The 24055-nt window shown below is 64.5% G+C and carries 21 protein-coding genes; 12 read left to right on the top strand and 9 right to left on the bottom strand.

What is annotated here, in order from left to right:
• Positions 1-23 precede the first annotated feature (23 nt).
• From ACP2YP_RS12860 to ACP2YP_RS12845, 4 genes are read right to left on the bottom strand one after another with little or no spacing between them, the layout of a single operon-like run.
• A complete protein-coding gene (locus ACP2YP_RS12860; protein ID WP_426424539.1) occupies positions 24-1019 on the bottom strand; it encodes an alpha/beta fold hydrolase in 996 nt (331 codons plus the stop codon).
• Positions 1020-1029: 10 nt separating this feature from the next.
• Positions 1030-2580: a wax ester/triacylglycerol synthase family O-acyltransferase gene (locus ACP2YP_RS12855; RefSeq protein WP_426424538.1), complete on the bottom strand. Its 1551-nt coding sequence runs from the start codon at positions 2578-2580 to the stop codon at positions 1030-1032.
• Between the two features lie 56 nt (positions 2581-2636).
• Positions 2637-3437, bottom strand: coding sequence for an esterase/lipase family protein (locus ACP2YP_RS12850; protein WP_426424537.1), 801 nt, complete (start codon positions 3435-3437; stop codon positions 2637-2639).
• Positions 3437-3694: a DUF6489 family protein gene (locus tag ACP2YP_RS12845; RefSeq protein WP_426424536.1), complete on the bottom strand. Its 258-nt coding sequence runs from the start codon at positions 3692-3694 to the stop codon at positions 3437-3439. Before ACP2YP_RS12845 ends, ACP2YP_RS12850 begins: the two co-directional genes overlap by 1 nt.
• 375 nt (positions 3695-4069) lie before the next feature.
• Here ACP2YP_RS12845 and ACP2YP_RS12840 point away from each other — a divergent pair, with 375 nt between their 5' ends.
• From ACP2YP_RS12840 to ACP2YP_RS12785, 12 genes are all read left to right on the top strand, one after another.
• Positions 4070-5668 carry an ABC transporter substrate-binding protein gene (locus ACP2YP_RS12840; RefSeq protein ID WP_426424535.1) on the top strand — a complete coding sequence of 533 codons (1599 nt, stop codon included), beginning with the start codon at positions 4070-4072 and terminating at the stop codon, positions 5666-5668.
• A gap of 101 nt (positions 5669-5769) precedes the next feature.
• Positions 5770-6750 carry an ABC transporter permease gene (locus ACP2YP_RS12835; protein ID WP_426424534.1) on the top strand — a complete coding sequence of 327 codons (981 nt, stop codon included), beginning with the start codon at positions 5770-5772 and terminating at the stop codon, positions 6748-6750.
• A gap of 1 nt (position 6751) precedes the next feature.
• A complete protein-coding gene (locus ACP2YP_RS12830) occupies positions 6752-7714 on the top strand; it encodes an ABC transporter permease (protein WP_426424533.1) in 963 nt (320 codons plus the stop codon).
• 13 nt (positions 7715-7727) lie between these two features.
• Positions 7728-8714: an ABC transporter ATP-binding protein gene (locus ACP2YP_RS12825; protein WP_426424532.1), complete on the top strand. Its 987-nt coding sequence runs from the start codon at positions 7728-7730 to the stop codon at positions 8712-8714.
• The gene (locus tag ACP2YP_RS12820; RefSeq protein ID WP_426424531.1) at positions 8711-9700 is read left to right on the top strand and encodes an ABC transporter ATP-binding protein; all 990 of its coding nucleotides are present in this window, start codon (positions 8711-8713) and stop codon (positions 9698-9700) included. The genes ACP2YP_RS12825 and ACP2YP_RS12820 overlap by 4 nt, the downstream gene beginning before the upstream one ends.
• An 81-nt stretch (positions 9701-9781) precedes the next feature.
• The gene (locus tag ACP2YP_RS12815) at positions 9782-11587 is read left to right on the top strand and encodes a gamma-glutamyltransferase family protein (protein ID WP_426424530.1); all 1806 of its coding nucleotides are present in this window, start codon (positions 9782-9784) and stop codon (positions 11585-11587) included.
• A 9-nt stretch (positions 11588-11596) separates the two neighbouring features.
• Complete coding sequence (locus tag ACP2YP_RS12810) at positions 11597-12307, top strand: DUF1028 domain-containing protein (protein WP_426424528.1); 711 nt, start codon at positions 11597-11599, stop codon at positions 12305-12307.
• Positions 12304-13293, top strand: a complete 990-nt coding sequence (locus tag ACP2YP_RS12805) for an ABC transporter ATP-binding protein (RefSeq protein ID WP_426424527.1) — start codon at positions 12304-12306, stop codon at positions 13291-13293. Before ACP2YP_RS12810 ends, ACP2YP_RS12805 begins: the two co-directional genes overlap by 4 nt.
• 175 nt (positions 13294-13468) lie before the next feature.
• Complete coding sequence (locus ACP2YP_RS12800; protein WP_426424526.1) at positions 13469-14578, top strand: ABC transporter ATP-binding protein; 1110 nt, start codon at positions 13469-13471, stop codon at positions 14576-14578.
• A 22-nt stretch (positions 14579-14600) separates the two neighbouring features.
• Positions 14601-16109 (top strand): ABC transporter substrate-binding protein, encoded by a 1509-nt coding sequence (locus ACP2YP_RS12795; RefSeq protein WP_426424525.1) that lies wholly within the window; start codon positions 14601-14603, stop codon positions 16107-16109.
• A 10-nt stretch (positions 16110-16119) separates the two neighbouring features.
• On the top strand, positions 16120-17061 hold the full coding sequence (locus tag ACP2YP_RS12790; protein WP_426424524.1) for an ABC transporter permease: 942 nt from the start codon (positions 16120-16122) through the stop codon (positions 17059-17061).
• A 3-nt stretch (positions 17062-17064) separates the two neighbouring features.
• Complete coding sequence (locus ACP2YP_RS12785; RefSeq protein ID WP_426424523.1) at positions 17065-17949, top strand: ABC transporter permease; 885 nt, start codon at positions 17065-17067, stop codon at positions 17947-17949.
• Here the strand turns inward: ACP2YP_RS12785 and cnbZ are convergent.
• The 5 genes from cnbZ to ACP2YP_RS12760 are packed head-to-tail and all read right to left on the bottom strand — an operon-like array spanning position 17946 to position 23952.
• The gene (gene cnbZ / locus ACP2YP_RS12780) at positions 17946-18692 is read right to left on the bottom strand and encodes a 2-amino-5-chloromuconate deaminase CnbZ (protein WP_426424521.1); all 747 of its coding nucleotides are present in this window, start codon (positions 18690-18692) and stop codon (positions 17946-17948) included. The two genes, ACP2YP_RS12785 and cnbZ, sit on opposite strands and share 4 nt — an antisense overlap.
• Before the next feature lie 9 nt (positions 18693-18701).
• A complete protein-coding gene (locus tag ACP2YP_RS12775; RefSeq protein ID WP_426424520.1) occupies positions 18702-19952 on the bottom strand; it encodes an adenylate/guanylate cyclase domain-containing protein in 1251 nt (416 codons plus the stop codon).
• Positions 19949-20338: a response regulator gene (locus ACP2YP_RS12770; RefSeq protein WP_426424519.1), complete on the bottom strand. Its 390-nt coding sequence runs from the start codon at positions 20336-20338 to the stop codon at positions 19949-19951. The genes ACP2YP_RS12775 and ACP2YP_RS12770 overlap by 4 nt, the downstream gene beginning before the upstream one ends.
• Positions 20335-22914 (bottom strand): ATP-binding protein, encoded by a 2580-nt coding sequence (locus ACP2YP_RS12765; protein ID WP_426424518.1) that lies wholly within the window; start codon positions 22912-22914, stop codon positions 20335-20337. Before ACP2YP_RS12765 ends, ACP2YP_RS12770 begins: the two co-directional genes overlap by 4 nt.
• Before the next feature lie 54 nt (positions 22915-22968).
• A complete protein-coding gene (locus ACP2YP_RS12760; RefSeq protein ID WP_426424517.1) occupies positions 22969-23952 on the bottom strand; it encodes an ABC transporter substrate-binding protein in 984 nt (327 codons plus the stop codon).
• Between the last annotated feature and the right edge of the window lie 103 nt (positions 23953-24055).

The raw sequence follows: 24055 nt of genomic DNA, 5'->3' as shown, positions 1-24055 counted from the left end.
TTCCCCCCGCTCGCAATGACGAGCTAGCCAAACCGCCTTCGACGCCATTCGATCAGCTTGGCGCTGACCTCTTCCGGCTTCTCCTGCTGCGTCCAATGGCCGCTGTCCTTGACCAGATATTTCTCCAGATCGGGTATGAGCTTCTCCATGCCGTCCGCCGACGACGGCGGCAGCACCGCGTCGTTCTCGGCCATGATCATCAGCGACGGCACCCGCACGGTGTGATCGAGGCCCTCCGAGCGCGCCCAGTTGCGCGACATGTTGCGGTACCAGTTGATGCCGCCCGTGAAACCGGTCTTCGTGAAAGTGTCGACGAACACCTGCTTTTCCTCCGCCGACAAGATCGGCGTGCGCGGATCGTGCTTGGCGTCATAGCCGGCGATCATCTGCGGAAACGCCAGATTGACCCGCGGCGAGGCCCCGACACCCGCGACCACATCCTCTGCCGGCGCATCAGCCGGACGTGGCGCCGGCTTGCGCATGAAGGCGTCGAAGGTCTGCTCGACGCGACTGCCAAAGATCCTGTCAGGCTCGTGCGCCGGATCCTGAAACTGCACGATGTACATCTTTTCGCCGAAGCGCGTGCGCAACAGCTCGATCGGATCGGCCCAGGCGCGGTTGGTATGGGGGGTGTTGATGCCGACCACGCCGGCGACCCGGTCGATGTGGCGCAGCGGCATCTGCCAGACGACGAAGCCGCCCCAGTCGTGGCCGACAAAGATCGCCTTGTCGATTTTCAGATGATCAAGGAGCCCGACTAGATCGCCGGTCAGATGCTCGATGTCATAGGCCTCGACCGGCTCGGGTCGCTCCGTCGCGCCATAGCCGCGTTGGTCCGGCGCGATCACGCGGATGCCGGCCTCGCTCAGTGCCTTGATCTGGTGGCGCCAGGAGAAGGCGAGCTCCGGCCAGCCGTGACACAGCACCATCGGCGGCTTGTCGGTGACTGGGCCTGCCTCGTAGTAGCCCATGCGGATTCCGTTCGTCTGCACGAACTTCAGCGGCGGCATGTCAATCATGGCAGAATTCCTACTCAGCAGCGCCCTTGATGTCGGCCGCGGGTGGCGCATAGGCCGCTTCGAGCGCGGCAAACTCCCCCGGCAGCATGTCGCACATCACCTGTACGTGCGGAATGATGTTGGCGCCGACGATGAAGCCGAAATCGAGCTGGTCGCGGTAGCTCTGCACGGTGATGTTCAGCGCCTGCCCATGTGTCGAGATCGACACCGGGAAGATGTGCAGCAGCTCGGCGCCGGCGGCATAGAGCGTCTGCCGCGGCCCCGGCACGTTGGACACCGTGATGTTCGCAGCCGGCGGCAGCACATCCGACAGGTCTGAGCGACTGTAAAGCAGCGCCATGATCTGCACGATGATCGGCGCGCCCAGCATCGAGATGTTGGAAACCTGCGGCATCAGGGCCCGCAGCGGATGCGACATCTCCTTGGACTTGGTCGACTGTGCGATGATGGCTTCGAGTCGTGCCTTGGGGTCCTCGATGTTGGTCGCGATCGAGCAGATCATGCCGAAGACCTGGTTGTTGGCCTCGGTGTTGCCCTCCTCACGCAGCGAGATCGGCACGGCAGCGGTCAGCGATTTCGCCGGCAGCGTACCATATTGCTTGAGGTAGCGCCGGACCACGCCGGAGGCGAGCGCCAGCACCACATCGTTGAGCTTGCCGCCGGCCTGCTTGGCCAGCGCCTTGGATCGCGACAGCGAAATCGACACGCCGGCAAAACTCCGCTCCGACGAAATCGACTTGTTGAGCATGGTCGGCGGCGACACCATGCTGGCGAGGCTCTCGCGCGACTTCGGATCGGAAATCTTGCCAAGCACGTCGGAGACGCTCTTGACCATGGTCGGGATATTGCCGGCAAAGCGCACCGCGCTCTCGATCTGGTACATCGCGTTGTCGAACAGGATCGAGCCGATGTCGCTCTTGCCGGTGCGCGGCAGTTGCAGGTTCTTCGCAGCCGCCGAGGCATCGAGCGGCTGGGTGAAGAGCTGCTGATACGAGTCGAGCAGATTGGCGGCGATGTCGCGCGGCTCCTGCCCGGGCTTCGACCCGGCCGTCGGCGGCTCGACCTTTCGCGGGATCGGCGAGATGTCGTAGATCATGTTGGTCAAGGCCGCGCCGGCGCCGCCGTCGATGGCGGCGTGGTGCATCTTGGAATAGAGCCCGACCTCGTTGTCCTTCATGCCCTCGAATACATAGAACTCCCAGAGCGGGCGGGCGCGGTTCAGGAGCTTGGCATGCATCCAGCCGACGATGCGCTCGAGCGTGGCGCGGTCGCGCGGCGCCGGCAGGCTGGCGCGGAAGATGTGACGGTCGATGTCGAACTGGTCGTCCTCGACCCAGGTCGGATGATCGATGTCGAGCGGCGCCTTCTCTAGGCGCGCCTTGAGGATCGGCGCGATATGCAGCCGCGAGACGATCATCGCCTTGAAGTCTTCGAAGAAATCGCCCTTGTAGTCGTCGGGCAGGCGAAAGATCGCCATGCTGCCGACATGCATCGGCATCTCCGGCGTTTCCAGATAGAGAAACGACGCGTCCAGCGACGACAGCTTCTTACCGTCAGCCATAGTTCCCTCCGCTCAAATTCGACGGGTGCCTTTGACTGGCACTTCTCGTCAGGTCGTCAGGGCGATACTGCCCGCTCCGGCGGGGCATATGCAATGGCAAACGGACCAGCCCGGTCAAATGGCCAAAACTCCCCCTCCGGTTGCGCCAGGCGATCCGCCACGGCCCACAACGCAGCCGGGTTCACCCCGAGCCCGATATGGCTTGCGAAATGCACCTCGATATTCTCGGCCCGGTCGGAGGGGTGCAGCAGGCAAGTCCGCCAATTCACGACGCCGTCTGTGCGCGAATAGATCGACGTCGCCGGCACCGGAAGATCGCCGGCGATCGCTTCGCGCGCTTCCGCGAAATCCTCGACCCGCTCGCCGGACAACGCCTCAAAGAGCGCCGTCGCGTTGGTGGCCCGCACATCATTGGCAAAGGGGCTGCCGAGCGTGATGACAGAGCGGACCATGTCGGGCGCCTGGAGCGCGAGATCGCGGGCATAGACGCCGCCGAGGCTCCATCCGACCAGGCTGACCTTCCGTCCGCTTGCAGCGTGGATTTCGGTGAGGCGAGTGTGCAGGGCTTCCCGCATCCGCGCCAGTCCGCCGAGATTGCGGCCCATCCGCCAGGCATGCGCCTGATAGCCGAGTTCGCTGAGATAACGCCGCATCGGTGCCATCGAGAGATCGCTGGCGAGAAAGCCCGGCAGCGCCAGCACCGGATGACCATCCCCTCTGGGCGCGCGCATCAACAGCGGCGACAGCAGGACGCTGGCGTTGAATTCGAACAGGCTGCGCGCCTCCGCGAGCAGCAGGCCAAGGGCCGGCGGACGAAGCCGGGCCGAGCCTAGCGCCCCGTCGCGCGTGGTCGGCATTATTTCTTCTTGTCGCCGCTGCGCGGGCTACCGAGACCGGCCATGGTGACGAACATGTCCTGAAACCGCTCTGCGAGCTTCGGATCGAAAGTGAACCAGCTCTGGATCAACGATTCCGGTGAGACCTTGTCGATATTGCTCAAGACCTGCTGCTGTAGCTTCTCCATAACGGCAACCTGCATCGGCGAGACGTCCGGCAATCCGAAGAACTGGCGGGCCTCGAGGGGGGTGCAGTCGATTTCGATATTAACTTTCATGTCCCCTCCGGATGAGATTCGAGCGGCGTCACACAGTATCGCCGCGACATGGCGTGCGACGCAAGCGACCTGAGACGTGGGGCCGGACACGGGCGTCCGCAATCGGCGGATATGGTCAATCGAATTGTCGGCGCGAATGGGCCCCGGCGGGCCGTTTCCGCCCTCATTCCCGGGACCCGGCTGGCCGAAAGTCCAATGTCGCCCACGTGCCCCCCGCCCCTAAATTGCCGGTCAGCATTGCTGCACAGCGGTGCAACTTGGCGCGTTCCTTGCTGGAATGGCGCTTGCACGGGTCGAGAACTCTGGGCAACATGGATCGATCAGCCCCGCCGAACAATCAAAAATCACGGTGCGGGCGAGTGGAGAGGGTCAAGAATGTCAGTCGGACGAAGTCTGTTTGCGGCGACGCTCGCCGGTGTGCTGGCGTTGGCGGTTTCGCCTGTGTCGGGCCAGACGCTGCGCTACGCCAACCAGGGTGAGCTGAAGTCGCTCGACCCCTACACGCTGAACGAGTCGACCACCAGTGCGCATCTCGGCCATGTCTATGAAGGCCTGGTCGCCCGCGGCAAGGACCTGAAGATCATCCCGGCGCTCGCCGAAAGCTGGGAGACGCCGGAGCCGACGCGCTGGCGCTTTCACCTGCGCAAGGGCGTGAAATTCCACAACGGTGACCCCTTCACCGCCGATGACGTGGTGTTCTCGGCCGAGCGCGTGCGAGCGAAAGGTTCGAACTTCCAGAGCCGCATTCCCGCCGATGCAAAGGTCGTCAAGGTCGACGATTACACCGTCGATTTCATCCTGACCTCGCCCAATCCCATCCTGACGGCGCTGTGGGCGACCTGGTACATCATGGACAAAAAATGGGCAGAGGCGAACGATGCGGTGGCACCGACGCCGGCCGCCGCGACGACCCCGAGCTATGCCTCGCTCCATGAAAACGGCACCGGCGCCTTTACCATCGAGAGCCATCAGCCAGGCGTGAAGACCGTCTTCAAGGCCAATCCGAACTGGTGGCGCAAGCCGGAGCATAATCTGAAGGAGATCGTCTTTACGCCGATCGCAAACCCGGCCACGCGTGTCGCGGCGCTGTTATCGGGCGAGGTCGACGTGATCGAGCCGGTTCCGGTCCAGGACATCGAGCGCGTCAAAGCAAGCCCCAACGCCACGGTGCTGACGGGACCCGAGCTCCGCACCATCTTCGTTGGCATGGATCAGGCGCGTGACGAACTCCTGTATTCCAACATCAAGGGCAAGAACCCATTCAAGGACGTTCGCGTCCGCGAAGCCGTCTACCGGGCGATCGACGTCGACCTGATCAAGAATCGCGTGATGCGCGGCCTCTCCACACCGTCCGCATTGATGGTGGCCCCGGAGATCTTTCCCTCGAAGGATTTCACCCGGCCGAAGTTCGATCCCGACGCCGCCAAGAAGCTTCTGGCAGACGCCGGCTATGCGGACGGTTTCGAAGTGACGATGGACTGCCCGAATGATCGTTACGTCAATGACGCCGCGATCTGTCAGGCCATCGTTGGGATGCTCGCCCGCATCAACATCAAGGTAGACCTGCTGGCGCAACCCAAGGCCCAGTATTTCGCCAAGGTGCTGAAGCCCGGCGGCTACAAGACCTCGCTGTTCATGCTGGGCTGGACCCCGGATACGCTCGACTCCCAGAACGTGCTCCACGACATCATGGGCTGCCGGGACGACCCCAAGGACCCCAACCGCGGTGAAGCCAATCTCGCCGGCTATTGCAACAAGCAGTTCGACGAACTCGCCGACAAGGTTCTCGTGGAATCCGATACGGCCAAGCGCGATCAGCTGATCAAGCAGGCCTTCGAGATTTCGATGAAGGACTGGGCATACGTGCCGCTGCACCAGCAGGCGCTCGCCTGGGGCGTGTCGAAGAAGGTGAAGCTGACCCAGCGTGCGGACAACATGGTCATGCTCTACTGGGCGACCAAGCAGGACGAGTAGGTGTCGACATCTTGTGAAGTCCCGGAAGCGATGACTTCCGGGCCTTGCCGTTTCGGGCTAACGCGATGATGCGTGCTGCTGAAGACATGTGAAAGGAACAGATGCTCGCTTTCACACTGCGCCGAGCCATCCAGGCCATCGGTGTCATGATCGCCGTCGGGATCATTTCGTTCTCGATGTTCCGCTTTGCCGGCGATCCCGTGAACCAGATGGTCGGGATGGACACCTCGGGCGCCGAGCGCGCCGCGATCCGAAAATCGCTCGGCCTCGACGATCCCGTGATCGTGCAATTCGGCCGCTATGTCGGCAACGCCGCGCAATTCAAGTTCGGCGTGTCGTACCAGTTCCGCCTGCCTGTCACCAACCTGCTGATGGAGCGGATGCCCGCGACGCTGGAACTCGCGATCTGCGCCACCATCTTCGCGATGATCAGTGGCATCCTGATGGGGGTCTATTCGGCGCTGCGCCGTGACAGCTGGCTCGCGCACATCTTCCAGGCCGTCTCGCTAATCGGCATCTCGCTGCCGACCTTCCTGATCGGCATTCTCATGATCTACCTGTTCTCGGTGACGCTCGGCTGGCTGCCCTCGTTCGGCCGCGGCGACGTCGTGCATATCGGCTGGTGGACGACAGGCCTTCTGACGCTGTCAGGCCTGAAGGCGCTGATCATGCCTTCGATCACGCTCGGCCTGTTCCAGATGACGCTGATCATGCGGCTGGTCCGCGCGGAGATGCTGGAAGTGCTGCGCACCGACTACATCCGCTTCGCCCGCGCGCGCGGGCTGACCACGCGGGCCATCCATTTCGGCCACGCGCTGCGCAGCACACTGGTTCCCGTGATTACCGTCGCCGGCCTGCAATTTGGCTCGGTCATTGCGTTCGCAATCATCACCGAGACCGTGTTCCAGTGGCCGGGCATGGGACTCCTGTTCGTGCAGGCGGTTCAGAACGTCGATATCCCGATCATGGCGGCCTATCTGATGATGGTGTCCCTGATCTTCGTCACCATCAATCTCGTGGTTGATATCCTCTACACCATCGTCGATCCGCGGCTGCGCTCGACGGTCAGCCGGGCGCACTGACATGAGCGAGGCCGTCGTTCCACACAGCACTGAGAAGCGCGCTGGCGCCGCACCCGGCTGGTCCAGGCGCGCGCTCGACAGTGACCTGTTCTATTCGTTCCGCCGCTCCAAGATCACCATGATCGCGGCCGCAGTGACGCTGTTGTTCTTCCTTATCGCGATCTTTGCCTCAGTGCTGTCGGTGCAGAATCCGTTCGACCCGGCGCAGCTCCAGCTGATGAATTCGCGCATCTCGCCGCTCTGGACCGCCGACGGCCAGAGCCCGTTCCTGCTCGGCACCGACGAGCAGGGCCGCGACGTGCTGTCAGCGATCCTCTACGGCCTGCGCATCTCGCTTCTCGTCGGCGTGCTCGGCGTGGTCCTCTCCGGCGCTCTCGGCATCCTGCTCGGGCTGACGGCCGGCTATTTCGGCGGCGCCGTCGACGGGCTGATCATGCGCATCGCCGACGTGCAGCTTTCTTTTCCGGCGATCCTGATCGCGCTCTTGATCAACGGCATCGCCAAATCGGTCTTCGGCAACAAGCTCGACGAGATGAGCATGTTGGCGGTCCTGGTCTTCGCGATCGGCCTGAGTTTTTGGGTTCAGTACGCGCGCACGGTGCGTGGCTCGGTCCTGGTCGAGAAGAACAAGGATTATGTCGCAGCCGCGCAATTGATTGGCCTGCCTGCCCCCGTGATCATGCTGCGCCACGTGCTGCCGAACACCACGGGGCCGATCCTCGTGATCGCCACCATCAACCTCGCGCTCGCCATCATCACCGAGGCAACACTGTCGTTCCTTGGCTCGGGCATGCCCGAGACCATGCCGTCGCTCGGCACGCTGATCCGCATCGGCAACGGCTATCTGTTCGCAGGCGAATGGTGGATCGTCGCGTTCCCCGGAATCGCTCTCGCGGCGCTGATCCTGTCCATCAACCTGCTCGGCGACTGGCTGCGCGACGCGCTCAACCCGAAACTCCGATGAGTATATACCGCTCATGACTGAACCAGTCCTCTCCGTGCGCAATCTTCAAGTCGAGTTCGCCTCCCGCCGCGGCGCGCTGCGCGCCATCGACGGCGTCTCCTTCGACATCGCCAAGGGCGAAGTGCTCGGCGTGGTCGGCGAATCCGGCGCCGGCAAATCCGTCACCGGCCTTTCGGTGATCGGGCTGATCGATCCGCCCGGCCGCATCGCCGGCGGCGAAATTCACCTCGCGGGCTTGCGCATCGACAACCTGCCTCCGGAGGAGATGCGCCGTATCAGGGGAAAGCGCATCGGCATGATCTTCCAGGATCCGCTCACCTCGCTCAATCCGCTGTACAAGGTCGGCGACCAGATCGTGGAGACGATCCGGACCCACCTCAATCTCTCCGAACAGGCCGCCCGCCGCCGTGCCATCGACCTCCTCGCGGAAGTCGGAATCCCTGCGCCGGAGAAACGCATCGACGGCTACCCGCACGAATTCTCCGGCGGCATGCGCCAGCGCGTGGTGATTGCGCTGGCGATCTGCGCCGAGCCGGAACTGATCATCGCGGACGAGCCGACCACCGCGCTCGACGTCTCCGTGCAGGCGCAGATCATCTCGCTGATCAAGCGGCTCGGCCGAGACCACGGCACTGCGGTGATGCTGGTTACGCACGACATGGGCGTGATCGCCGAGACCTCGGACCGCGTCGCGGTGATGTATGCCGGCCGCGTGGCCGAGATCGGCCCGGTGCAGGACGTCGTGAGGAACCCGCTGCATCCCTATGCCAAGGGCCTGATGGGCGCGATCCCGACGCTTGCCGGCGACGACAAGCGTCTGGTGCAGATTCCGGGCTCGATGCCGCGGCTGTCGGCGATCCCGCGCGGCTGCTCGTTCAACCCGCGCTGCGCGTTCGCCTTCGATCGCTGCCGGGGCGACCGGCCAGAGCCGCTGGCGCGCGGCACACAATCAGTTGCCTGCCATCTCTATGACAGCATGCCGGCGGAGAGCGCGGCATGAGCGCGCCTTTCGTCCAAGCCACAAATCTCCGCCGCGTCTTTGATGTCTCGAAACCCTGGCTCAACCGCGTGCTGGAGGGCGGGCATCTCGAATATCTCAAAGCAGTCGATCACGTCACCTTCGACATCAAGAAAGGCGAGACCTTCGCACTGGTCGGAGAGTCCGGTTCGGGCAAGACCACGGTGGCGCGGATGGTGGTCGGCCTCTTGCCGCCGAGCTCCGGCAACGTCCTGATCGACGGCATCTCGATGACCGATCCCCGGCAGGCGCAGGCGCGACGAAAACTGCGCCGCCGCATCCAGATGATCTTCCAGGACCCGTATGCGAGCCTGAACCCGCGCTTCCGGGTCGACGCCATCATCTCCGAACCGATTCGCGCCTTCGACCTGATCCAGGGCGAGCGCGACATCCAGGCGCGCGTCGGCGAGCTGCTCAGCCTCGTCGGCTTGCATCCCGACGACCGGCTGAAGTTCCCGCATGAATTCTCCGGCGGCCAGCGCCAGCGCATCGCGATCGCGCGAGCGCTCGCTTCCGACGCCGAGTTCATCGTTTGCGACGAGCCGACCTCGGCGCTCGACGTCTCCGTGCAGGCGCAGATCCTGAACCTGATGCGCGACCTCCAGGACAAGTTTGGCCTGACCTACATGTTCATCAGCCACAACCTCGCCGTGGTCCGCCACATGGCGAGCCGCGTCGGCGTGATGTATCTCGGCCGGATCGTCGAGATCGCGGAAGGGCGCGAGCTGTTCGCCCGCCCGCGCATGCCCTACACCAAGATGCTGCTGGGCGCCGTGCCCGATCTCGCCATGAGCGGCCGCCAGCGCATTCCGGTGAAGGGCGAGATCCCGAACCCGATCAATCCGCCGCCCGGCTGCGCCTTCAATCCACGCTGTCCGCTGGCGTTCGATCTCTGCCGCAAGGAAGCGCCGGAACTGATCAATGGCGTCGCCTGCCACGCGGTGAACACCGCGCCGGTCCTGGCGTGACGCGCGCGTGCCATGCTAGCAGCGCATTGGCGGCGCGGCATCGCCTGTGATCAATTGCGCGCGCCGCAAATGAGGTAACCCATGGCCAGCATCGTCAATCCCGATCCCTTCACGACGCGCCCCGAGATCGAGGGCACGTTCGGGGTCGTCGCCTCTACGCACTGGATCGCGACCGCCGTCGGCATGGCCATCCTCGAAAAAGGCGGCAATGCCTTCGACGCCGGTGTCGCCACCGCCTTCACGCTTCAGGTCGTCGAGCCGCATCTGAACGGCCCCGGCGGCGACGTGCCTGTGATCGTCCATGACGTGAAGCGCGGCCGCACCGAGGTGATCTGCGGTCAGGGGCCGGCCCCGGCACGCGCCACCATCGCGCATTACAAGAGCGAGGGCCTGGACATGGTGCCCGGCACGGGCCTGCTTGCGGCCTGCGTTCCCGGCACCTTCGAATCCTGGATGATGTTGCTGCGCGACTACGGCACGATGCGTGTCCGCGACGTGCTGGAGCCTGCGATCTCCTATGCCCGCGACGGCTATCCGCTGGTCGAGCGCGCCTGCGCCACGATCCAGACTGTCGAGCAATTGTTCCGCAAGCACTGGCCGACCTCGGCCGCTGTCTACCTGCCGAACGGCGAAGTGCCGAAGCCGGGCACGCTCTTCACCAACGAGACGCTGGCCGCGACCTACGCCCGAATTTTGAACGAGGCCGAGAGCGGCAATGGTGGCCGCGATGCCGAGATCGAGCGTGCACGAAAGGCCTGGTCCCAGGGTTTCGTCGCGGACGCCATCGACAAGTTCTGCCGAACCCAGGAGGTGATGGACGTCAGCGGCTCGCCGCATCGCGGCGTGCTGTCGGCCGACGACATGGCACGCTGGCAGCCGACGGTCGAGGCGCCGCTCACCTACGACTATGGCCGCTACACCGTCTGCAAGGCCGGCGTCTGGAGCCAGGGTCCGGTAACGCTGCAACAGCTCGCGCTGTTGAAAGGCTTTGCGCTCGACGGGCTCGATCCGACCGGGCCGGAGTTCATCCATCTCCAGATTGAATGCGCAAAACTCGCCTTCGCGGACCGCGAAAAGTTCTACGGCGATCCCAAATTCAGCGAAATCCCGATCGCGACACTGCTGTCGGACACCTATAACGACGAACGCCGCAAGCTCGTCACCGACAAGGCCTCGCTCGATTTCCGGCCCGGCGCGGTCGAAGGCTTTGGCGGCGTGGTCAAGCTGCGCCGTGCCGAGGGCCAACGCGAAGCGGTCGGCGCGCTCGGCGCCGGCGAGCCGACGGTGGGGCGTTTCGGCGAGATGCGCGGCGACACCGTGCACTTCGACATCATCGACAAGGCCGGCAACATGGTGTCATCGACGCCGTCGGGCGGCTGGCTGCAATCCTCGCCGATCATTCCCGAGCTCGGCTTTTGTCTGGGCAGCCGCGCGCAGATGTTCTGGCTGGAGGAAGACCATCCGGCCGCGCTCGCGCCGGGCAAGCGGCCCCGCACGACGCTGTCGCCGACCATGGCGCTGCGCGACGGCGAGCCGTATCTGGCCTGGGGCTCGCCCGGCGGCGACCAGCAGGATCAGTGGATCACGCAATTCTTCCTGCGCCACGTCCATTGCAATCTCAACCTTCAGGAGGCGATCGACGCGCCGGCCTGGCACTCCGAGCATTTCCCGATCTCGTTCTGGCCCCGCACCGCACGTCCAGGCGTGCTCGTGGTCGAGAACCGGGTGCCCAAGGCGACGATCGAGAACCTTCGCGAGCGCGGGCATATCGTGGAAGTCGGCCCCGACTGGTCCGAGGGCCGCCTCACCGCGGCCTCGCGCGTCGGTGTGCGCCGGCGCGCCGCCGCCAATCCGCGGGGCATGCAGGGCTACGCCGCAGGACGCTGAAGGCAGCACATGACCTGGTCGATCATCGCGCGAGATTCTGCCACCGGCCAGTTCGGCATCGCCGTTGCGACCCGCTTCTTCGCCGTCGGCGCACGTGTGCCCTACATCGCGGCGGGCCTCGGGGCCATTGCAACGCAAGCCTTCGTCAATCCCTATTACGGGATCGATGGCGTCAAGCTGCTGCGCGAAGGCCTGAACGCGCATGACGCCCTCGCCGCCTTGCTCGCAACCGACGACGGCCGCGAGAGCCGGCAGATCCACGTCATGGACGCGAGTGGCGCGATCGCTGCGCATACCGGGCGCGACTGCGTCGACTGGTGCGGGCACATCGCCGGCAGCGGCTTTTCGATCGCAGGCAACATGCTCGCCGGCGCCGACGTGCTCGACGAGACGGCCAAGACTTATATCGCCAATGACAGCCTGCCCTTCCCGCGCCGGCTGCTTGCGGCCATGCGTGCCGGCGAAGCCGCCGGCGGCGACAAGCGCGGCAAGCAGTCCGCGGCACTGCTGATCCACGGCGAAGAGGAATGGCCGGCGCTGGACATTCGCGCCGACGATCACCCTGATCCGCTCGGCGAGCTCGAACGGCTCGAACGGGTCAGCCACGAACTCTGGGTCCACTTCCGCGCTTCCATGCCGACCCGGCAGAACCCGGCCGGCAACACCGACCGCAGCGTCATCGACGCCAGCATCGCCGCGGCACGGGCAAGACAGGCATGAGCGCAAGCCCTCTCATCGAGATCAGGGACCTGCGCATTCGCTTTCACGGCGACGATGGTCGCGTCACCCACGCTGTCGACAGCGTCGATCTCAGCGTAGCCAATGGCGCCACCCTTGGCCTCGTCGGCGAGTCCGGCTGCGGCAAGAGCGTGACCTCGCTGGCGATCATGGGGCTCTTGCCGAAGCAGACGACCGAGATATCGGGCGCAATCCGTTTCGACGGTTTCGACCTGCTGAAGACTCCGGACCAGACGCTGCGCGACCTGCGCGGCAACCGGCTCGCGATGATTTTCCAGGAGCCGATGACGTCGCTCAATCCGAGCTTCACCATCGGCGACCAGATCATCGAGACCATTTTGCGCCACCGCGGCGGTTCGCGCCGCGGCGCACGGGACCGCGCGATCGAGCTGTTGCGCCGCGTGCACATCCCTTCGCCCGAGCGTCGGATCGACGAATATCCGCACAAGCTCTCCGGCGGCATGCGCCAGCGAGTCATGATCGCGATGGCGCTCGCCTGCGATCCGCAGCTCCTGATCGCCGACGAGCCGACCACTGCACTCGACGTCACCCTGCAGGCGCAGATCCTGGAACTGATGCGCGAGTTGAAGGCCGCGAGCGGCGCCGCGATCATTCTGATCACCCACGATCTCGGCGTGGTCGCCGAAGTCTGCGACGAGGTCGCGGTGATGTATGCCGGCGAGATCGTCGAGCGCGCGCCGGTCGACGAACTGTTCTCCGCGCCACAGCACCCCTACACGGTCGGACTAATCGGCTCGATCCCGCGGCTCGATCACCGCGCCGAACAGCTTGCGACGATCGAAGGCATGGTGCCGAACATGGCGCAGCTGCCCGCCGGCTGCCGCTTCGCCGCACGCTGTCCCTTCGTGCTGGATGCCTGCACCAAAACGCCGCCGCCACTGGTGGAAGTCGGCCCCGGTCACCTCTCGCGCTGCATCCGCGCGCCGCTCGAACTTTTGGTGTCGTGATGGCGCTGCTTTCTTCCCTCTTGCCCCGGGCGCAGCGCAGCACAAGCGAAGCGCAGTGGTGCGCTGCAGAACCGGGGCCCATGCGGCGGCAATCTGGGTCCCGGTTCAGCGTCGCAACACTTCGTGCTGCGCCGCGCCCGGGACACGAGACCGGATTTCGCGGGGAGCGCAGACGATGACCGCTCTCCTCGAGGTCAAAGGCCTGGTCAAGCATTTCGTCGCCCAGCGCTCGCTGTTCGGCCGGGCGCTGGCCCATGTCAAAGCGGTCGATGGTGTCAGCTTCACACTCGAAGCCGGCAAGACCCTCGCCTTGGTCGGTGAATCCGGTTGCGGCAAATCCACCGTCAGCCGCCTGGTGCTGCGACTGATCGAACCCGATGCGGGCAGCGTACGCTTCGACGGCCGCGATCTGCTCTCCCTCGATGCGGATGCGCTCCGCAAATTCCGCCGCGAGGCGCAGATCATCTTTCAGGACCCCTACGCCTCGCTCAATCCGCGCATGACGGTCGGCCAGATCCTGACCGAGCCGCTGGCGCTGCACGATCTCGTGCCGTCAGCACAACGGCGCGAGCGTGTCGCGGAGCTATTGCGGCTGGTCGGGCTCGAGCCGCGATTGGCCCGGCGCTATCCGCACGAGTTCTCCGGCGGCCAGCGCCAGCGCATCGCCATCGCGCGCGCGCTTGCGGTCGAGCCGAAATTGATCATCTGCGATGAGCCGGTCTCCGCGCTCGACGTCTCGATCCGCTCGCAGATACTGAACCTGCTGCGCGAGCTCCAGGATCGACTTGGTCTGGCCTATATCTTCGTTTCGCATGATCTCGCGGTGGTCAAGCACATCGCCGACCGGGTCGCGGTGATGAATCTCGGCAGCATCGTCGAAGAAGCCGATGCGGATGCGCTGTTCGTCGACCCACGTCATCCGTACAGCCGCGCCCTATTGTCCGCGATCCCGCTGCCCCAACCTCGCGCCAAGCGGGCGAAGGTCGTGCTGCAAGGCGAGATCCCGAGCGCATTCAATCCGCCGGCCGGTTGTCGCTTCCACACCCGCTGTCCCTTCGTGATCGACCGCTGCCGCACCGAGGCGCCCGCGTTGGTAGCAGACGAGGCAGGCCACGCCACCGCCTGCCATCGCGTCAGCGAGCTGCCTCCGGCGGGGAGCATCCTGCCCACGGAGGGCGGATTCACGCCGGAATTGGCAAAATTGGTCGCGGCCTTCAGCCGAAAGACGGAAGGCGCGAGCCCGGTCGGGGTTGGTATACAGAGTGCAAGGCCTACGACGAATTAGCCGGAGCAATGGGGACTGTCCGATGAAGACGTTTCGCCTGGCGGCAACGGCCGCTGCCTTCCTGCTGTCGCTTGGGGCCGCCCAGGCGCAGACCACGCTGCGCGTCGGCCTTGCCGAGGATCCCGATATCCTCGATCCCTCGATGGCGCGCACCTATGTCGGCCGCATCGTGTTCGCCGCATTCTGCGACAAGCTGTTCGACATCGACGAGAAGCTCAACATCGTGCCCCAGCTCGCACTGTCGAGCGAGACCGTCGATGACGGCAGGGGCCTCGTCATCAAGCTCCGGCCCGGCGTGAAATTCCACGACGGTGAGCCGTTCGATGCGGAGGCCGCCAAATTCTCGCTGGAGCGTCACCTGACCCTCCCCGGCTCGTTCCGCAAGCCGGAGCTTGCCTCGGTCGACCACATCGATGTCGTCGATCCCCTCACCATCAAGCTGGTGCTGAAATCGCCGTTCTCGCCGCTGCTTGCCCAGCTCACAGATCGCGCCGGCATGATGATGTCGCCGAAAGCAGCGAAGGCAGCCGGCGACAAGTTCGGCCTGCACCCGGTCTGCGCTGGTCCCTACAAATTCGTCGAGCGCGTGCAGCAGGACCGGATCGTGTTCGAGAAATTCGCGGACTACTGGAACAAGGAGAACGTCTTCATCGACCGGATCGTGTTCCAGCCCATCGTCGACGCCACCGTGCGGCTGGCGAACCTGAAATCCGGCGGCCTCGATCTGATCGAGCGCGTGCTCGCCACCGACCTCAAGGAGGTGCGCGCCGATTCACGGCTGAAGGTCGCCACCGCCATCGAGCTCGGCTATCAGGGCATCACGCTCAATATCGGCAAGGACAAGGCCAAGGGACCGCTGAGCCAATCCGCCAAGGTGCGGCAGGCGCTCGACCTTGCCATCGACCGCGAAGCGGTCAATCAGGTCGTATTCAACGGCGAGTTTCAGGTCGGCAATCAATGGGTCAATCCTGATCATCCCTACTATCAGAAGAGCCTGCCGGTCCGCGCCCGCGACGTAGAGAAGGCCAAGGCGCTGCTGAAGGAAGCCGGCGTGACGCCGCCGGTCAACGTCGACTTCCTGGTGCCGAAGGGCGCGGAGACGGAGACGCCGGCGCAGGTGATCCAGTCGATGGCCGCAGAAGCTGGTTTCGACATGAAGATCCGCGTCACCGAATTCGCAACCGGGCTCAAGCAGGCCGAGGCCGGGGATTACCAGGCCTTCATGCTCGCCTGGAGCGGCCGCGTCGACCCTGACGGCAACACCTTCATCTTCCTGCATAGCGGCGCTCCTCAGAACTACGGCGACTGGAACAATACGCAGGCCGACAAGGCGCTGGAAGACGCACGGCTCGTGACCGACCTCGCCAAGCGCAAGGCCAGCTACGAAGTGCTAGCGAAGCTGGTCCAGGATGATGAGCCGCTGCTTTATCTCTATCACCGCCGCATCATCATTGCGCATACGACCAAGCTCGAGGGCTACAAGCAGATGCCCGACGGCCTCGTGCGCGTCATCGGCCTCAAGCTGAAGTGACGCCGCGGGGATGCTGAACTTTCTTGCCCACCGCATCGCACAGATCGTGCCGACACTGTTCTTCGTGTCGGTGTTGATTTTCTCGCTGCAGCAATTGCTGCCGGGCGATCCCGCACTGGTGATGGCGGGCGAAGAGCGCGATCCGGCGGTGATCGAGCAGATCCGTCATCAATACCGGCTCGATCAACCGGTCCCCGTGCAGTACGCCTACTGGATGAAGGGCGTGCTGTCAGGCGATTTCGGCGAGTCCCTGCGCAATAAGATGCCGGTGCGCGAGCTGATTGCGCAAAAGCTGCCGGTGACGCTGCAGCTCGGTTCGATGGCGATCATTATCGCCTTCCTGATCGGCATTCCCGCCGGGATCGTCGCCGCGGTGAAGAAGGGAACGGCCTGGGACTACGGCGCTAATTTCTTCGCGCTGTGGGGCATCTCGACACCGAACTTCTGGCTCGGCATCATGCTGATCTTCCTGTTCTCGATCGAGCTCGGCTGGCTGCCGGCCTCCGGCTACGTGCCGCTCACCGAAAACTGGCGTGCGAGCCTGGCTGCGACCATCATGCCCGCCTTCGTTCTCGGCAACGCGATTGCCGCGGTCCTGATGCGGCATACCCGCAGCGCCATGCTCCAGGTGCTGGAAAGCGATTACGTCCGCACCGCGCGGGCCAAGGGCCTCTCCGAGCGTTCCGTGATCCTGAAGCATGCCATGCGCAACGCGCTGACGCCGATCATCACGCTCGGCGCGCTCGAGCTCGGCACGCTGCTGTCGGGCGCCGTGCTGACCGAACAGATCTTCTCCATCCCCGGCTTCGGCAAGCTGATCGTCGACGCCGTGTTCAACCGCGACTATGCCGTCGTACAGGGCGTGGTGCTGGTGACCGCCACGGTCTACATCACCCTCAATCTGGTTGCCGACGTCGCCTACATCCTCGTCAATCCGCGGCTGAGGGGCTAGGCCATGACCGACGCCGCCCTGTCCGGCCCCCTTGTGCAAGCCGACGAGCTGGATAGCCCGGCGCGCCGCGCACGGCGCCGCCTGTTCAAGCGCAAGGCAGCGGTTGCGGGCCTCGTGGTCCTCACCATCTTCATCCTGCTCGCGCTGCTCGCACCTCTGATCGTGCCCTACGACCCCATCGCGACGAGCTGGAGCCTGGTGCGCAAGCCGCCCACAATGACGCACTGGTTCGGCACTGACGAGCTTGGCCGCGATACCTTGAGCCGTGTCGTCTACGGCGCACGGGCCTCGCTGCTTGCCGGTCTGATCTCGGTCGCGATCGCGCTCGGCATCGGCGTGCCGCTCGGCCTTCTCGCCGGCTATCGCGGCGGATTCGTCGATGCGCTGATCAGCCGGATCACCGATGCGATGCTGGCCTGCCCGTTCCTGATCCTGGCGATCACGCTGGCGGCGTTCCTGGGCCCAAGCCTCGGCAACGCGATGATCGCGATCGGCATCTCGGCAACGCCCATCTTCATCCGCCTAACCCGCGGCCAGGTGCTGAGCGTCAAGGCCGAGGACTATGTCGAAGCGGCGCGCGCACTCGGCAATCCGCCCTGGCGCATCGCAGTCTCGCACATCCTGCCGAACATCCTGCCCGCGCTGCTGGTCCAGGCGACGCTCTCGATCGCAGCCGCCATCATCGCTGAAGCCGCGCTATCGTTCCTCGGCCTCGGCCAGCAGCCGCCGGCGCCATCCTGGGGCAGCATGCTTAACGCAGCGCAACGCTTCCTGACCCAGGCGCCCTGGATGGCGATCTGGCCGGGGCTGGCCATCTTCCTCGTGGTGCTGTCGCTGAACCTGCTCGGCGACGGCTTGCGCGACGCCCTCGACCCGCGGCAGCGTTAGATCACCACCTCGCGCATCACGCGGCGGCAATCCATCTCATATTCGAGATCGACCACCGGCGGCCGCGCAAAGTGCCAGGTGAGTCCCGAGCGCAGGGCGCCGCGCCGAACCAGTTCGTCGACCAGCGCGTGGTGGAAGTCGTGCACGGAATAGGCCTGCACGCCGGTCGTGTCCTTCCAGCCGAATCCGAACGCCGTCATCCGGTTCTCCATCTGGGTCGTCGTGGTGAAACGGACCTTCTCGCGCAAACCCTCCGGGCTGAGGTCGCGGTAGCGCACCGTACGCTCGACATAGGTGCCGCCACCCTCGCGGGCTTCGGCACCGCCAGCAATGACGAAGGACGGCGCTTTGGAGTTTGTCGGGCGCGTGAAGGAGAACGCGTAGAACGACGGCTCGGACGGCGGATCGAGTTCAGGACAGACATTGCTGCGCGCCACCGGATTGGTGGTGCCGTCGAAGATGCCCCATTCCGACAGCGTCTTGACGTAGTGCAAGTTGAATGCGCGGAAGCCCTCCTCGCTGAAGGCGGCCGGCGAGCGCAGCTCGCAGGCACAGAAGGCCATCAACGGACGCCCTGCCTCCTGGATGAACTTTGCCGCAAGCGCAAACCCCTCGGCCAGAGGCACGAGGCGATCGAACCGGACGCGCTCGATCTCATAGCCGTCATCGGCAGCCGCACCAGCCGAATACTGGAACACGGAGGGAATGAACCGATAGTTGCCGGCGGAGAATTCACGCGTCATGACGAACTCCTATTCAAATTGAATGCGGATGCCCTTTCCGCCGTTGAGCAGGCGCCTCAAGTGAAATCCGGCGAGAGGATCGTCGGCGTGCGTGCCGACCAGCGCGGCAAAGGCCGGCATGGCCGCGGCATCACCGGCTTCCATCTTGGCGAAGGCCTCGGAATACTGCGCCGTCTCGTGCGCCTCGAACCTTTCATGCGACAGCGGCTCGAACGCGCGCAGCGGCTCACTGCGTCCACGCAGCATCAGATCACCCACGGGACGCCCCTGGAAGTTCTTGGCCGCCGCAGCGACGCTGGAGCTGACGCAGATTCGGGTGCCGAGCTGCTTGTTGGCGGCCTCCAGCCGCGCCGCGATGTTGATCGTGTCCCCATAGGCGGTGTAGTCGAAGAAGCGGTTGCCGCCGAAATTGCCGACCAGTGCGGACCCCGCGTGAATGCCGATGCGGGTTGCGCCGAAATCCACGCCTCGATCGCTTTGGCGCGCGCAAAAATCCTGTGCCCAGGCATCCAGATCATGGGCGCATGCCACCGCACGCGTCGCATAGTCCGGCTGATCGCCGGGCGCATTGAACAGCACCTGGATCGCGTCGCCGATGATTTTCGCGACCGTTCCGTCATGCGCAAAGACGACTTCGGTCATCCCGCCCACATATTCGTTGAGGAGCGCGCCCAGCGTCTCGGGCGGCGCGGTCTCGACCAGCGAGGTGAAGCCGGTGATATCGGTGAAAATGGTCGCGACATCGCGCCACTGCACCTCGATCCCCTCACCCTCGCCGCCCGCCGCCAGACGCCTGGCAAGCTCTGGTGAGAAATGACGCGACAATGCGGCGTGGGCCCGCTCGGCCTCCGCCTGACGGCGCCTCACCTCGCGCAACATCCCGATGTGGCGAAGGGTCTTCTCGATCGTGGTTTCCAGGTCGGCGAAGTCGATCGGTTTGGTCAGGAAGTCGAACGCACCGCGGTTCATGGCGGTGCGGATATTGCTCATGTCGCCATAGGCCGAGACGATGATGGTCGACTTCTTGTCCTCGGCTTCCTGCAGCTTCTGCAACAGCGACAACCCGTCCATCCTGGGCATGTTGATGTCGGAGACCACCATGTCGACTTGCGGGTTCTGCTCGAGCGATTCCAGCGCCTCCAAGCCGTCGCGTGCGAATATGATAGCGACAAGCCCGTCGCGGATCTGCCTGCGGAATTTTTGCAGGACCAGCGCCTCGAGGTCGGGCTCGTCGTCGACGAAGAGAATGGTCGGGGTCATGCCGCCTGCTCGAGCCTTGTGTCGATCTGCTGGCGCAGCAGCGCAAAATCGATCGGCTTGGTAAGGAGCCCTGTAGCGCCGCGCTCGATCGCCTTGCGACGCGTCTCGGCATCGCCGTACGCCGTGATCATGATGACCGGAACATGCGGATGCTCGGCGCGCACCTTGGGCAGCATGTCGAGCCCGCTCATGCCGGGCATGTTGATATCGGACAGGATCAGGATCAACGAGGGGTCGCGAACCTCGGCCGCGAGCCTCAGCGCATCGGACGCCGAGGGTGCGAATTCCATCTGGAAACGGCCGGCACGCAGGTCACGCCGGAATTGCTGCCGGAACAGCGCCTCGACATCGGGCTCGTCATCGACGACCAGGATGTAAACGTTCACGTCTTGCCTCCGGAAGGACCGCCTGTCGCCATGACGCGCGGCAGGGTGATGATGAATTCAGTGTAGATACCGGGCTCGGTGTTCACGTCGATCGTGCCGCCGTGCTGTTTCACGACGATGTCATGGCTCATGGACAGGCCAAGCCCGGTGCCCTCGCCGGCCGGCTTGGTGGTGAAGAAGGGATTGAACATCTTCTCCTTCACGTCCTGCGGAATGCCCGTGCCGTTGTCGCGGATCCGGATCTCGACCCTGCCGCCGAGATTCTTCGTCGCGGCGGTCAAGGTCGGCTCAAAACCGTCCGCAGCGCTCTCCTTGCGCTTGGTCGCAGCGTAGAAGCCGTTCGAGATCAGATTGAGGAAGACGCGGGTGATCTCCTGCGGATAGACGTCAGCCATCCCGGCGTTCGGGTCGAGGTCCCGCTCGAGCGTCACGTTGAATGATGGCCTGTCGGCACGCGCGCCGTGATAGGCGAGGTTGAGGCTCTCCTCCACGATCGCATTGATGTCGGCGGGGCGATGCTCGCCGGAGCCCTCGCGCGAGTGCAGCAGCATGTTCTTGACGATGGAGTCGGCGCGCTTGCCGTGCTGCACCACCTTCTCGAGGTTGCCCTTGAGCATATGGGTGAGCTCGTCGACCTCTTCCTTCGTCTTGCCGTCGAGCGACGCCGTTTGCAGGACCTCATTGAGCTCGTCGATCAGCTCGGTCGAGATCGAAGAGAAATTATTGACGAAGTTGAGCGGGTTCTTGATCTCGTGGGCGATGCCAGCCGTGAGCTGGCCGAGCGAGGCAAGCTTTTCGGTCTGGACCAGGCGATCCTGCGCGGTGCGCAGCTCGTCGAGAGATTGAGAGAGCTCACGCGTACGCTCCTGAAGCTCATTGAACAGGCGCGCGTTCTCGATCGCGATCAGAGCCTGGTCGGCGAAGGTGCGAACGACTTCGATTTCGCGAGGCGTAAATGAGCCGGGAGTTGTTCGTCCCAGCCCGAATACGCCTTCAACGTGCCCATTTTGCACCAGGGGAACTCCAAGGACAGCCCGATATCCGCCCATTTGGGCGGCTCCAGGAAAATTGTAGTCGGCGTCCTCAAGGACGTCCGGTAGATGGACGATTTCGGCGGTCAGAAAAGCACGCCCGATGAAGCGGCCACGCTCGGCTTTCGCAGGTCGCTCTTGAAGGAATTTGTGAAATTCCTCGGACAATCCCGTCTGCGCACGGACCCGCAGCACCTCACCATCCCGCAGGTAGATGCTCGCTGAATCGGTGTGCAACAATTGACGCGCCGAATTGACCAGTGTTTGCAGCACCGATTGCAGATCAAATGCCGAGCGGCTGATCACCTTCAGCACCTCGGCGGTGGCCGTCTGTTGCTGGAGGGCTTCCCGCAGTTCCGCCGTGCGCTGCTCGACCTTGTTTTCCAGGTCGGCATAGGATTCCTGCAAGCGCGCGCCCATGTCGTTGAATTGGTTGGCGAGCCCCTCGAGCTCGTCCCCGGTCCTGATCGAGATGTGCTGCGAGAAATCGCCGCCGCCGATGCGCGCCGCGCCGGCACGCAGCTCCTGGATCGGGCCGACCATGCGCCGCGCCAGGAAGATCCCCGCGAGCACCGCGAAGATCGACGCTGCGAGCAGCACGATCGAGAGCCGCTGCAGCGAGGCATAGAGCGAGGCGTAGGCCTCCTCGACCGGCAGCTCCACGAACATGGTCCATCCCAGCGGCTCGATCGGGGCCGACGCAGTCAGAACCTTCTGCCCCTGGATGTTGGTTGCCTCCTGGAGCGCATCGGGCATCGTGCCGCCGCCGGCTTGCGCGGCGCGCACCTGCGCCAATCCCGACAGGTCGGTATTGCGCAAGACCAGGCTGATATCGGGATGCGCGATCAGGCGCCCCTCCGGGCCGACCACATAGGCGTGTCCGTGCTCGCCGACCTTGATCTGGGACACGACGTCCCAGATCAGCTTGAGATTGACCTCTGCAATGCTGACGCCCGCGTCCTTGCGGGCGCCGGCCTGCGCCAACGTCATGTAGGGCTCGGAATCCCTGCGGAAATAGACCGGTCCGAAATAGACCTTGTGCGCGACCGCCTGGGTAAACTTGGGATCGTCCGACAGGTCGATGCCGCTGTCGATCGCGTCCATCGCCAGCCGCGAGACCCGCAAGCGTTCCTTACCCGTCGAATCGACCTGGGCGAGCTCGGTGATGGCAGGAACCTGACGCAGCAGCCGCAGCGCGTCGAACCGGCGCGGCTCGATCGAGCCCGCCGACCACGGCAGTTGCGTGGTCCAGCCGAGCTGGCTCTCGATCTCCCTAACGAACTGGCCGATCTTGGCGGCTGCCGCCTCGGCCTGCTCGTGCTGGACACGGATCAGCGAGGCCTTGTGCTCCCGATAGTAGAAGAAGACCTCGAACAGGCCATTGGCCAGCAGGGCGACGGCGACCACGGCCACGAACAGCGCGACATATTTGGTGAACAGCCGCGTCCTGATCCCCCGGCCCGCCTCGCCGGACACGACGCCGCCCCCGGCCGCGCGCGATAGCGGCCTGGTTTGTGGGGTGTCGGGATGGACGGAAATGCTCATTCCCCTAAGCCTAGCAAGAAGGCCGGACCTTGTCTCTCGCTGCAGCGCACAAGGTTACTCGATGACCTCGTCGGCAAGTGCCAGCATGGTCGGGGGAATTTCAAGTCCGGTCGCTTTCGCCGTCTTGAGATTGAGCACCAGGGGGTAGCGGGTCGGCAACTCGAACGGCAGGTCGCCGGGATTGGCCCCGTTGAAAATGCGGGCGACCAGCGCGGCCGCTCGCTCGAAGGATTCCGAGGAATCCGCGCCATAGGACATCAGGCCACCGTCGCGGGCGAATTCGTCGAATTCGTAGATCGCCGGCAGCTTTCGGACAGCGGCGAACTCGAACACGCGCTCGCGATTGAGAATGGTCAGCGCGTCCGCCACCATCAGGATGCCATCGGGCAAATCGTTGTTCATCGCCGAAAAGGCTTCGTCGAAATCGTCGGGCTCGCGCACGCCGAGCGCCTGCACGGTTAGTCCAAGCGCCTGGGCCGCCTTTGCGGACGCCTGATAGCGCATGGTCATGCCGAGGTCGTCCTTGTTCCAGAGCATCGCGACCTTGGTCAGTTTCGGCGATACCTCCTTGAGCAGCGACAGCCGCTTGGCGCTGAGGGTCGCTGCGACGTCCGAAATGCCGGTGATCTGGCCGCCTGGATGCGCAAGGCTCTCGATCAGCCTGGTTTCGACGGGATCACCGACGCCGCTGGCCGCGACAGTGGCAATGCCGGCCGCTTTGGCGGCCATGGCCGTCGGGTAGCCAATGATCACGATGACGTCGACGTTCTTGGCCTTTAGCTCCGCGATCAGCGCGGGCAGCATCGCGACGTCGCCAAGCGCCCCACGCGCTTCGAAGGACAGGTTGCGGCCGAGCTTGAAACCGCGCTCTTCGAGAACCTTGATCAGGATCTTGCCGCCCCGGCTCTCCGCCGTAACCGGCGCGATCGGCGTCACCGTACCCAGGCGATAGATGCGGCCTGGCGTATCGGCCGACGCCATGCCCGGGCGCGCCAATGCTGCCCCGCCAAGCACCGCCAGAAATTCGCGCCTCTTCATCCGACAACCCGCCTCAAGCGCACAATCACGCCGCTGCAGCGATCATATTACGAGATATCGCGTGACAAAAAAAAGCGGCAACAGCGAGATGGCCGTTGCCGCT

The organism is Bradyrhizobium genosp. A (assembly GCF_049949275.1).
Taxonomy (GTDB): domain Bacteria; phylum Pseudomonadota; class Alphaproteobacteria; order Rhizobiales; family Xanthobacteraceae; genus Bradyrhizobium.
Note: the sequence above shows the minus strand (reverse complement) of the source record. Positions and strands in the feature narration are given on the sequence as shown.